This window comes from Flavobacterium sp. HNIBRBA15423 (assembly GCF_052655965.1).
Genome location: NZ_CP199751.1, coordinates 39,472 through 52,748, shown reverse-complemented (window position 1 = coordinate 52,748; position 13,277 = coordinate 39,472). Strand labels below are relative to the sequence as shown.

9 protein-coding genes are annotated in these 13,277 nt (G+C 29.3%); all 9 read right to left on the bottom strand.

What is annotated here, in order from left to right; all coding sequences use genetic code 11:
- Positions 1-6: 6 nt before the first annotated feature.
- On the bottom strand, positions 7-324 hold the full coding sequence (locus ACULEV_RS00240) for an Hpt domain-containing protein (protein ID WP_445456684.1): 318 nt from the start codon (positions 322-324) through the stop codon (positions 7-9).
- Between the two features lies 1 nt (position 325).
- Positions 326-1,351 (bottom strand): sensor histidine kinase, encoded by a 1,026-nt coding sequence (locus tag ACULEV_RS00235; protein WP_445456683.1) that lies wholly within the window; start codon positions 1,349-1,351, stop codon positions 326-328.
- Entirely contained in the window at positions 1,351-2,484 is a 1,134-nt protein-coding gene (locus ACULEV_RS00230; protein WP_445456682.1) for an FIST signal transduction protein, read from the bottom strand. The genes ACULEV_RS00235 and ACULEV_RS00230 overlap by 1 nt, the downstream gene beginning before the upstream one ends.
- 1 nt (position 2,485) lies before the next feature.
- A complete protein-coding gene (locus ACULEV_RS00225; protein WP_445456681.1) occupies positions 2,486-5,179 on the bottom strand; it encodes a PAS domain-containing protein in 2,694 nt (897 codons plus the stop codon).
- Between the two features lie 142 nt (positions 5,180-5,321).
- Positions 5,322-5,735: a response regulator gene (locus ACULEV_RS00220; RefSeq protein WP_445456680.1), complete on the bottom strand. Its 414-nt coding sequence runs from the start codon at positions 5,733-5,735 to the stop codon at positions 5,322-5,324.
- 191 nt (positions 5,736-5,926) lie between these two features.
- A complete protein-coding gene (locus ACULEV_RS00215) occupies positions 5,927-6,673 on the bottom strand; it encodes a PH domain-containing protein (protein WP_445456679.1) in 747 nt (248 codons plus the stop codon).
- Between the two features lie 36 nt (positions 6,674-6,709).
- Positions 6,710-7,081, bottom strand: a complete 372-nt coding sequence (locus ACULEV_RS00210) for an MmcQ/YjbR family DNA-binding protein (RefSeq protein ID WP_445456678.1) — start codon at positions 7,079-7,081, stop codon at positions 6,710-6,712.
- 48 nt (positions 7,082-7,129) lie between these two features.
- Positions 7,130-8,596 (bottom strand): glutamate synthase subunit beta, encoded by a 1,467-nt coding sequence (locus tag ACULEV_RS00205; protein ID WP_445456677.1) that lies wholly within the window; start codon positions 8,594-8,596, stop codon positions 7,130-7,132.
- Between the two features lie 4 nt (positions 8,597-8,600).
- On the bottom strand, positions 8,601-13,106 hold the full coding sequence (gene gltB, locus ACULEV_RS00200) for a glutamate synthase large subunit (RefSeq protein WP_445456676.1): 4,506 nt from the start codon (positions 13,104-13,106) through the stop codon (positions 8,601-8,603).
- Positions 13,107-13,277: the final 171 nt, after the last annotated feature.

Genomic DNA, 13,277 nt, shown 5'->3' with positions numbered 1-13,277 from the left:
ATTTTTTTATAGATTATTAACAAACTCGTTGATCAATTTTAATACATTTTCGAAATCTGTTTGTAATAAAACTGACTGATTTTTAAGATTATCTTCAAACTTTTCAGCAAGATAATAACTTTTTTCAAGACCTAGAATAGAAATTTTATGTTTTAGTTTGTGAACACTTTGAGCGGTTAATAAATAGTTTTTATTTTTAATTAAATTTTGATAAACTTCAATTTCTTCTGGTAATTCTCTTTTTAGAATTTCAATCATTCTATTTCTAAATTCAAGATTGTCACCTGATAATTTATCAATATAATCGGTATTAGGTTGTTCCATATTATTTTAATATTGTAAAAAAGAAAGTTGTTCCTTCACCTTCTTTGCTTTCTAACCATATTTCACCCTTATAATAATGAACTATTTTTTTAACAATTGAAAGACCAATTCCTGACGAAGAATTAGTGTTTTCTAATTTTGTAAACACTTTAAAGATTCTTTCATGATATTTACTTGAAATACCTATACCATTATCTTTTACAAAAAATTCATATAGATTCTCTTTTTCAACTGCACCAATTTCAATAAATCCTATTTCTTTGTCATTATATTTTATTGCATTTTGAATTAAATTTTGGAAAATTTGTTTAAAACGCCATGCATTTCCAAAAATTTTAGGAAGGTTTTTATGTATCTTAATTTCTATTCTATTTGGTATTAATATTGTTCTTAAAACCTCATCAATTAGCATATTAATATTTAAAAGTCTCTCTTCAGATTCTAACTTATCAATTGTGGAATAATCTAATATCCCTTTTATTAATAAATCCATTTTTTCTACATTTGAAAGAACTAGATTTAACGAATTTAGAAATTCATCTCCAATTTTTTCCTTATTATCTTCTATAATCCAATTAACTAAAGTATCTATATTTCTTAATGGAGCTTTCAAATCATGAGAAACTACATGTGCATACTCATTTAATTCTTCATTTTGAATTTCTAGGTTCTTTAATAATTGTTCTCTCTGATTATTAATTGCAACGATTTCTAAAGCTTGTTTTTTAAGATATTTTGCTTGATCAAATTCCTTTTCATCTGCTAGTTTATTCGCATCTAAGTTCATAGAAGTCAATACGGCTGATAAATTTTGATTTACTTCTTTTAGATTATTTGCTTCTTCTCTTAATTTTTTATTAGCTTCAAACAATTCATCTGAACTAATTTTCATTGCTCTTTGAGACATACTTAATTGATCCTCATAGTTTTCATAAGAGTCATTTATTGCTTTTAAAAAAGGAGTTAAATCTTTTAAAAGTTCTGGCTTAATTAATTTGTCTATTTGTCTTTTTAATAGTGAATTCATTATTCGCTTATGAGGGTTAATGTCATAGTTTGATTATGCAAATCACAAAATGTATTACCTGAAAATGGAGCCATCTCTCCATAGGAATAAAACCCAGTTATAGCTGTTTTTTTTCCTACAACTTCTTGTACTCTTTCGATTTCTTCTTCAACTCGCTGGTTCATTACTAATTTTCTGCCCACACAACTTACCAAAAGTGCTAATTGAGGTTCGCTCTTTCTGTTTTTCATGGCTAATTTAGCAGCTTCACTTGCTCCTTCAGCTATTGCATCTACTGATGCCATCATTAATTGCACTCTTGAATTTACTGGAACATCTCCTGCTAAAATCATTGATTGTTTTGCATTGTCTATACTAAGAATAGTTCTTACAACTGGTTCGTTTTTGCCTATTGGTGTAACATTTAAAGGATATAATAATGAAGCTTGAGGCAATTGACTGGCTTTATCCCCTAAATATTTTTTATATAAATCTAATGCAGGTTGGCCATCTATTTCATATAAAACATTAGCTTCTGATTTAGTAATAATTCGCTCTGGTCCAAAAGTAGACCAACCACCAAAACTAGAAAACGAAATTTCTAAGGTTTCCCCATAGAATCCAATCAAAACAACTTCTCCTTCTTTTGGATTTACTTTATAAGAAGCTAATGTTTTTTCAAATTTGGCATCATCTCCGCACATTCCTCCAGAAATAGGAATTGCATTTTGAATGTTTTTTTCTAGACCATCAATTAATGAGCTACCGTTTACAAAACTACCTTCTGAAAGAACAAATAAGTGTTTTAAATTTTCTTTAGGAATACTATTATACAAGGATTCTCCTAATTTTTTTGCATCTTTATTATGATCTAAAATATTTTGGGTTCTAATTTCAAACGAACTTCTTTCAAATTCTATTGCTGTTACAACTATAGATTCATCAAATACATTACTATCTATAATTTCTCCAGAAGTAGAACCAAATATTATGTGTTCATACGGAAATTCTCTTCTTATATCATCAACAATTTCCTCTTTTTCAAGTAACATTCTATTTGCAAAAACCAACACCAATGGATTATTTAAGTGCTGATTGTCTTGTAAATACTTCCATTCTTGCCCTTTTTGTTTATATGCTTGAATTGTTTTCATACTATAAATTTTTTGGTAATTTAATAAAAAATGTTGTTCCTATTTCTAATTTGCTCTCTAACCAAATTTCCCCTTTATATTTATCAATAATGCGTTTAACAATAGAAAGACCTATTCCAGTTGACCGTTCGTCCTGTGTAAACGACTGGAAAATTTTAAATATTTTTTCTTGATTTTCTACTGCAATTCCTGAGCCATTATCTTCTATTGAAAAAACATAAAAATCTTTTTCTTCTTTAGAAGCAATTTTTACAATTCCCTTAGGTTTATTAATACAATTTACTGCATTACCTATTATATTTTGAAACAGTTGTTGCATCCTAAAATTATCTGCATTTATTATGGGTAATTTGTTTTTTATTTCAACTTTAACATTATCTGGAATATGTATAATGTTTAGTATATTTTTTACTATTTCGTGAATATCAACCTTTCCAAATAATTCATCATCCTTATCAACTTTTGAATAAGTCAATATTCCTTGAATTAAATGATCCATTTTTTCAACTTTAGTCTCAATCATATTCAAATATTGAGAAGTCTGTTCGCTAAATTCCTTATTATTATCTTCTTTTATCCAAGTAATTAATGCGTGAATACTTCTTAATGGGGATTTTAAATCATGTGATACAATTTGTGCATATTCATTTAATTGTTCGTTTTGCTTTCCAAGTTTATTTAATAATTGCTCTTTTTGTTCTTCAAGGTTTTTTTGCGCAGTAATATCTAAATGAATACCTATTGAACCTGTAATCTCTCCATTTAAATTATAATTTGGAGCTCCACTTATAAGCCAATGCCTAATTTGTCCTTCTTTATTTCGGGAAATAACTTCATAAGAATCTGAAGTTCCTTTTTGACGTTTTATTTTTTTGGTTTTAACTATTTTCTTACTCTCTGGTTCTAGCAGTAAGTCAGATGCTTTTTTGCCTAATAAATCTAACATTGAATATCCACTCATTTTACAAAACGATTGATTTGCTAATAAAATTATATCATTGTTATCAACTTCAAGCAATCCCATGTTCATATTTGCAATTATATTACTATATTTTTGTTTTTCAGCTTCTAAACTTTCCTTATATCGTTTTTTTATAGTAATGTCTTCATAGCACCAAAGGTGTCCTTCAAAATGACCTCCTTCATAAATAGGCAAATAACTTCTTTCAAAAATTTTCCCGTTAGTCAGTTCTATTTCTTCTGCTACGACTTCTTTTTTATCGCTAATAATAGTAGTAATTCTATCTAAAAAATAATCAGAATCTTTAAATAAATGTTTTGTGTTTTGAGTAATAATGTCACAATCAAATCCTTTAACATCTTCAGGTTTTTCCTCAATATCGAACATAGAGCAGAACTTTTTATTTGTAATTAATAACTTTCTGTTTTCATCTTCTAGCAAAATTCCTGATTGAAGATTTACAATAAGAGAAGTTAATCTGTTCTCTGAATCAATTAATTGTTGCTTGATTTTTTTCTCCTGTGTTATATCTTCTTCAATTGCAAAATATTTTATTATTTCACCGTTTTTATTCTGCAATGCTTGTCCTTGTATCCGAACCCAATATTTCTGTCTGCTTTTATTATAATTTATTATTTCACAATTAAAAGATAATCCATTTTTAATTTGATTAGATATATAAATTGCTGTCTCTTTATTGGTTTCTGGTCCTTGTAGTATTTGTCCAGGTTTTTTACCAATTAATTCTTCTTTAGAGAAACCCGACATTTTAACAAAACTATCATTAACCCATTCTATCAATCCTTTATTATCACAAATTACCACGGAATTTATATTTTTATCGGCAATGGATGATAATAATAATAAACTTTCTTCTCTTTCTCTTTCTTTTGTATTATTTTCTACTGTTGCAAAATATTGAATTAGTTTTCCTTTACTATCAAAAACGGGTTGTCCTTTCGTTTTTGACCAAAATGGCTTGCCTGTTTTGTGTGCATGATATCCTTCTGCATTGAATATTTCTCTTTTATAAAAAGCATCCAACATTTTGTCTATTTCTTCTTTGCTAGTTAACTCACATTTACCTATTTCTATAGGCGTTTTGTTCATAATTTCATCGTAAGAATAGCCAGTTAAATCTAAATAAGCTTGGTTACACCAAAATATTCTTCCATTTGGATATGTAAAAATAACTCCATTTTTATTTGCGCTGGCAACAAGAGAAAGTTTGTTTAATTCTTCTTTATCCTTTTTAAGCTTTTCTCTTTGAGAATTAACAGTATCTAATAATTCTTTTAATTCAGAGTTACTTATTTCTTGGTTTTTTACTATCTGTAATAAGTCGAATAATGGATCAGAAATAGCAAAATCTTGAATTGTTAATTTTTTCTCTATTACATTATCCATAGATTGAAACCAAGGGGTTCCTATAAAAAGGTAATTATTGTTATGACTTTCTATTTGTCCTCTTAAAAAAACAGTTTTGTCGATAGTAGACTTAAGAATTACTAATGTATTTATAGTTTCATGAAAATTCTTTGACGATAAATTTTGAATGTGAGGTTTTTCAATTAAAAAAGCTTGTGTGAAATTTGCAATTTGATTCAGCTCAGGTACTATTTTTCCTAAGCTTCTTCCAAAACTTATTATATTTAATTTTTCATCAATTAAGATGTAAAAAGGAAAAATATTGTTAAAACTAGTAACATCAAAATTGAATTGAATTTCTTGCATTTTTCACCAACTTGCTTTAAAAATTTTATAAAAGAATATTGGAATAGCAGAATCTTAATCTATATAATTAACAAACAATATACAACATTAAATTTAATCTTTATAAAATCTTATAGTTATTTCTTTTAAAAATAAAGAATTTTTACTGTGAAATTAATTCATTACAACTCCAATACTCTAATAAATTTTTTATTCTATCTATGTAATCCTCATATTTTAAAGGCTTTAAAATATAGCCAGCAATTCCTATCTTATAACATTCTAACATATCTTTATGGTTATTAGATGTTGATAAAATAATTGACGGAATATATTTTAAAACTTCATCCTTTTTTAGAATAGACAAAAACTCAATTCCATTCAGTTTTGGCATATTTAAATCTAAGACAATAATATTAGGTAAGATTTCTTTATCTTTTAAGATAGATAAAGCATCTTCTCCATTATTTGCTTCAATAATTTTATGATTTAAGTTTAAAGTTTTTAAAACTCTGTTGAATTTCATTACTTCAATTGTATCATCTTCAATTAATAGTATGTTTAAAGACTTTCTCATATTTAATATTTTTTTGGATATAGTTGACACCAACTCAATCACAAAATTAAAGCTAAAGAAACTTTTGCTGTTTCTATTTCGATTATTTCCTTATAAGTATAGATGAATGAAAAAAAAGTGTAGGTGAAGTGTATTAACAAAAAAACCCATAAATTGAATTTATAGGCTTATGTTTTAAAAGGCCATATTTTTTACATATGTTTCAAAATCTCTGATTTTAACTTATCGTATTCCCCTTGAAGAATTAATCCATTATCCAATAAGCGTTTGTAGTTTTGCAATTTTTCAAACAGTTCTTCCTGAGACAAATCGCTTAATTTATTTTCAGCTTTTGTTATGTCAATTTCTTTCGAGCCTTCAAAAGAAGTATGATTTGTATTCACTGGAATAATTTCAGCAAAATCAAATACTTCTTCTGTAGGTGTTTCTTCAATTACAGTCTCTTCAACATGTGTTTCATCTGCTAAAAAACTTGGCTTTTCATCAATAATAACATTATTATCATTGTAAATATGATGTGTAATTGAATTATGGTTTTCAGAATGTTTTAATTTATCTAATTGCTCTTTAGAAAAAGTATATAATTTTCGAGCTTGATTTTTAGGTAAATAATCAATTGTTTGTGTTAATTCCGTTTTGGTAGTAAAAGTAAAATCGGCTCCTAAAATACCTTCTTTAACAAATGCTCCTTCAATATCATCCCAATCATAATCGACAAATTCCATCGACAATCCTAAGTTTTTTGGTTTACAAAGAATAATTCTTTTATTAGTTACCACTATACTATCGGGAAAAATAGTAAGTGCAGGTTTTTTTTGAACTGCAATATAACCTATCTCTTCATTAGACATTATTAAATTCTCTAATTTTGAAGTGATTTTCTCTATTGCTTTAGGATCTTGATCTTCGTTTAAAATCTTTTTTAAATTATCTAACATAAAATTGAAACTTTATTGCATTAACAAATGTAATGGCTAATTTTCAGATTTTTCAATTTCTTCCTTTATTTTTTTTGATAGACTAGCAAAAACCAATTCATAAGAATGGTTTATCAATTCAATAATCATTTTATCTGAAATATCTCCATTAAATGAAACGGTATTCCAGTGAATTTTACTCATATGATATCCTGGTTGCACTGCTTCAAATTGAGCACGAAGTTCCAGTGCACGCTCTGGATCGCACTTTAAATTTAAAGATGGATTTTCTTCTTCCCACTTTTTTAAAGATGTTAAACAAAACATTTTCCCTCCTACTTTAAAAACTAATGTATCTTCATCAAAGGGAAAATGTTCTGTTACTCCTTTTTTTGCTAGGCAATATTCGTAAAGTTGTTGAATATTCATTATATGATAATAAAAAGACTAATATACTAAATATAGATTATTTACCTATTAAATTCTTGGTAAATCATTTTCATCCTTTAATGGCAAATTTGAAAAGCCCATTAGATAATTATCAACATAATGAGCAGCTTGACGCCCTTCTGAAATAGCCCAAACTATTAGTGATTGTCCTCTACGCATATCTCCAGCAGAAAAAATTCCTTTTACATTGGTGGCATAATCCTTAGTTGAAGCTTTAATATTTGTCCTAAAATCCATCTCAACACCAAACTGCTCCGCTAATGTCTTTTCAGCACCAACAAAACCAAGTGCTAATAAAACCAAGTCACAATCCCAATTTTTTTCTGTATCAGGTAATTCTACTAACTGAGGACGTTCACCTTCTTTAAAAATCCATTCTACTTCAACAGTTTTTAATCCTATTACATTTCCGTTTTTGTCACCAATAAACTCCTTTGTTGAGATACTAAAAAAACGTTCAACACCTTCTTGATGTGAAGAAGTTGTTTTTAATTTCATAGGCCAATAAGGCCAAGGTTGATGAGCTGGCCGACCTTCTGATGGCTTACTTAAAATTTCAAAATTGGTCACAGAAATTGCTCCATGGCGATTACTTGTACCTATGCAATCTGAACCTGTGTCTCCACCACCAATTACGATAACTTTTTTATCCTTTGCAGATATAATTTCTTCAAATTCTACTAATCCATCTACATATTGATTATTCAATTTTAAAAAATCCATAGCTTGATGAATTCCTTTCAAATGAATTCCTTTTACAGGCATACTTCTTCTTTCTGTAGCTCCACCACACAAGAGAACAGCATCGTAGTCTGCTTTAATAGTTTCTACACTTATATTTTGACCTACATGAGTATTTGTTTTAAAAACAATACCTTCTTCTTTAAGTATCTGAATACGTCTATCAATAATCTTTTTTTCTAATTTAAAATCGGGAATTCCATAACGTAATAATCCTCCTATTTTTGCGTCACGTTCAAAAACCGTTACTAAATGTCCTGCTCTATTCAACTGTTGTGCAGCTGCTAAACCAGATGGACCAGAGCCTATTATTGCAACTTTTTTATTGCTTCTATTTCTTGGAGGTTTTGCTGTAATCCAACCTTCTTTAAATGCTGTTTCTACTATATTTTTTTCAATATTTTCTATCGTAACTGGGTCTTCGTTAATGCCCAAAACACATGCTTCTTCGCATGGAGCAGGACACAAGCGACCTGTAAATTCTGGAAAATTATTAGTTGAATGCAAAATTTGAGCTGCTTCTTTCCATCTTCCTTTATATACTTTATCATTAAAATCTGGAATTAAATTACCTAATGGACAACCACTATGACAAAATGGTATGCCACAATCCATACATCTTGCTCCTTGATTTTTTAATTTACTTTCTTCTAAAGGAATCGTGAATTCGTTATAATTTTTTACTCTTTTTTCGACTTTTATGTAACTTTCGTTTACTCGCTCATATTCTAAAAATCCTGTTGGTTTTCCCATAATATTATTGTTTTACGAGGTTTTCTTGTTCAATTCTTAATAATGCTTGTTTATACTCTTCGGGAAGCACTTTTATAAATTTACTTAGCTGTGTTTCCCAATTTTCCAAAATTCGCTGGGCAAGAGGACTCATCGTTGTGTTGTAATGGTTTTCAATAAATTGTTTTAATTCAGTGACATCTTCTTCCAATACCACAGGATTCAAATTCAACCCTTCTGTATTACATTGTTTTTCAAAGGTGTTATTAATATCATAAACATAAGCAATTCCTCCACTCATTCCTGCTCCAAAATTGCGACCAACTTCTCCTAAAATAACAGCTCTACCACCTGTCATATATTCACATCCATGATCGCCAATTCCTTCAACAACAGCAATTGCTCCTGAGTTCCTTACACAAAACCTTTCTCCTGCTTTTCCATTAATGTAAGCTTCTCCTGATGTCGCTCCATACAAAGCTACATTTCCTATTATTATGTTATCTTCAGGAACAATAGTTGCCTCATCTGGAACTTTTACAATTAATTTTGCGCCAGATAAACCTTTTCCTAGGTAATCATTTGAATTTCCATTTATAACAAGTGTTAATCCCTTAGTAGCAAAGGCACCAAAACTTTGACCTGCTGAACCAGTAAAATTAATTTTTAATGTGTTTTCTGGTAATCCTTGCGAACCATAAATTTTAGAAATTTCATTACTTAAAATAGCACCAAAAGCCCTATCTCTATTAGTAATTTTAAATTCTAAAACTGTTTTCTCTTTTCTAAATAAAGCAGGGTGAGCTTGACGAATAATTTTAAAATCTAATGATTTTTCTAAATGATGATCTTGAGATTCTGTATTGTATAATTTTGTTCCTTCTGGAACTTTAATTTGATGAAGTATAGGAGACAAATCGAGTCCTAAAGCTTTATAATGATTGATTGTCTTGTTACGATTTAACTTTTGTACTTGACCTACCATTTCATTAACCGTTTTAAAACCAAGTTGGGCCATAATTTCTCTTAATTCTTGCGCAACGAAATACATAAAATTAACAACATGTTCTGGTTTTCCTTGAAATTTTTTACGCAATTCCGGATTTTGAGTAGCAATACCTACTGGACAAGTATTTAAGTGGCATACACGCATCATAATACAACCTGAAGCAACTAATGGTGCTGTTGCAAAACCAAATTCTTCTGCTCCCAACAAACAAGCGATTGCAACGTCTCTTCCTGTTTTAAGTTGTCCATCACATTCAAGAACCACTCGATTTCTTAAATTATTCATAACTAATGTTTGTTGGGCTTCAGCCAAGCCTAATTCCCATGGTAATCCAGCATGTTTTAAAGAAGTTAATGGTGAAGCACCTGTTCCTCCATCGTGACCTGAAATTAATATTACATCTCCTTTTGCTTTTGCCACACCTGCAGCTACTGTTCCAATTCCTACTTCAGAAACTAATTTTACATTGATTCTTGCTTCTCTATTTGCCGATTTTAAATCATAAATTAATTGCGATAAATCTTCAATAGAATAAATATCATGATGAGGCGGTGGTGAAATTAAACCTACATAAGGAGTTGAATTTCTAGTTTTCGCTATATCAGGATTGACTTTTGGTCCAGGTAATTGTCCACCTTCACCAGGTTTTGCCCCTTGAGCCATTTTTATTTGAATTTCGGAAGCATTTGCTAGATAATTAGATGTTACTCCAAATCTACCAGAAGCTACTTGTTTTATGGCTGAATTTTTCCAATCTCCATCTACATCTTTATAAAACCGCTCTTCATCTTCTCCTCCTTCACCTGAATTACTTTTGCCGCCAATTCTATTCATTGCTATGGCTAAATTCTCGTGTGCTTCTTTACTTATAGAACCGTAGGACATTGCACCAGTTTTAAAGCGCTTCACAATTTCTGTCCATGGTTCAACCTCTTCTAAAGGAATTGGATCAAAATTAGTGAACTCAAACAAACCTCGAATAGTCATTAATCGTTTCGATTGTTCGTTTATTATTTCTGAATATTCCTTAAAAGTACTATGCTTATTACTTCGTACTGATTCTTGTAATTTTGCTACAGACAATGGGTTAAAAGCATGTTTCTCTCCATTTCTTCTCCACTTATAATCACCCCCAAATTCCAATCCTAAATCAGCATCTATATTGTTTTTTTCGTATGCTTTTTTATGTCTTTTAGAAATTTCACCTTCAATTTCTTTTAAACCTATCCCTTGAATTCTAGTAATCGTATTAGGAAAATATTCGTCCACAACTTTAGTATTTAAACCAATACATTCAAAAAGTTGTGCTCCTCGATAAGAATTTAGTGTTGATATTCCTATCTTATTCATCACTTTTAAAATTCCCATTCCAATAGCCTTATTATAATTAAGAATGGCTTGTAAATAATCTATATTCTCGATTTCTTTATTTTGAACTTGATTATGTACAATTTCATTTACAATATATGGATTAATTGCACTAGCTCCATAACCAAAAAGTAAAGCAAAATGATGCACCTCTCTAGGTTCTGCAGATTCAATTATAATGCTGACTTTTGCTCGTTTCCCTATTTTATATAATTCATGATTTACATACGAACAAGCCAACAAGGCAGGAATTGGTGCCATTTTATTACTTACACCTCTATCCGATAAGATAATAATATTACCTCCTTCGTCTATTGCTTTAGATGCTGTTGCCACTAAATTTAATAGTGCTCTTTCTAATTCATTTAATCCTTTATCAACTTCATATAATATTGAAATAGTAGTTACCACAAAATCTGGATTATTGGTGTAATTTTTAATTTTATCTAAATCGTGTTTAGAAATAACAGGATTTTGGATTTTTAATTTTCGACACTGATCTTCATTAATTTTAAAAATATTAGTATCACTTCCCAGAGTTAAACTTATATCTGTAATTAATTTTTCTCGAATACCATCTAAAGGTGGGTTTGTAACCTGAGCAAATAATTGCTTAAAATAATTATAAATCAATTGTGGTCTCATTGACAAAACGGCAATAGGAGTATCATTCCCCATGGAACCAATTGGCTCTTTCCCAGTTTGAGCCATTGGAAGAATAATTGTTTTTAAATCTTCTTCAGTATATCCAAAAAGAATTTGTCTTTTTTCAAGAACTTCTTCTTTATGTTTTATAGGTCCTTTTTTAGCTGGAATATCTTTTAGATGAACCAAATTTTTATCTAACCATTTTTTATAAGGATGCTTAGATACTATTTTTTCTTTTATTTCTTCATCGTTTATTATCCTTCCCTGATTCATATTTACCAAAAACATTTTCCCAGGTTCTAACCGACCATGACGTTCGATATTTTTTGGATCAATATCAATTACACCTGTTTCAGAAGACATAATAACATATCCATCTTTTGTAACTGTATAACGTGATGGACGTAAACCATTTCTATCTAAAACTGCTCCTATATAATTACCATCTGTAAAAGGGATTGACGCTGGACCATCCCAAGGTTCCATTATACAAGAATTATATTCATAAAATGTTTTTTTAGCTTCTGACATATTTGGATTTTTCTCCCAAGCCTCAGGCACTAACATCATCATTACTTCTGGTAAAGAACGACCAGTCATTAAGAGTAATTCGACCATCATATCCATTTGAGCAGAATCTGATTTTCCTGAAAGTATTATAGGAAATAAACTTTTAATATCATCACCAAACCATTCACTTTCCATTAATTCCTGTCGTGATAATGTTCTAGAAACATTTCCTCTAAGCGTATTAATTTCGCCATTATGACACATATACCTAAAAGGTTGTGCTAAATCCCATGTGGGAAAAGTGTTGGTAGAAAATCGTTGATGTACAAGAGCCAGTCGAGTAACTAATGATGGATCTTGTAAATCTTTATAGTACAATTTTATATCCTCAGGAATTAATAATCCTTTGAAAATAATAGTTTTTGTCGATAAACTTGGTAAATAAAAACGTTTACTTTCAGATAATTTGGAATTATTTATATCATGCTCAGCTTGCTTTCGAGCAGTAAATAATTTTAAATTAAAACTGAAATCATCTTGTCTTTTCTCTTGTTTACCTATAAATATCTGCTTAATATATGGTTCTGTTTCCCTTGCTATTCTTCCTATAACAGAAGTATCGACTGGAACTTCCCTCCAACCTAAAACAGTTAAACCTTGTTTTTCTATATAATATTCCAGTTTTTGAATACAATAATTCCTTTGATTCTCTTTTTTGGGAAGAAAAACATTGCTTACTGCATATTCTCCTTCTTTAGGTAAATTAAAATCACATTTTTTAACAAAAAAATCATGAGGAATATCTATTAAAATTCCTGCTCCATCACCAGTTTTTCCATCAGCACTTACTGCGCCTCTATGTTCTAATTTTTCAAGTATTTCTAGAGCTTTGTGAATAATGTCATTTGATTTGTTTCCTTTTAAACTACATATAAAACCAGCACCACAATTATCGTGTTCAAATTCTGGTAAATAGAGCCCCTGTTTTTTTAGCATAGTTATTATTTTTTAGATTTTTTTTACCTATATATTACTAAATTATAATTAAGAATTTTAATAATAAAATATCAGAATCATTATTATGATTTTCAAATTATTTAGTTCTAAAAAAATCAAATCAGCAATATCCCTCTCTCCTTTTTAAGAATTTAACAATATTAAAAAAGC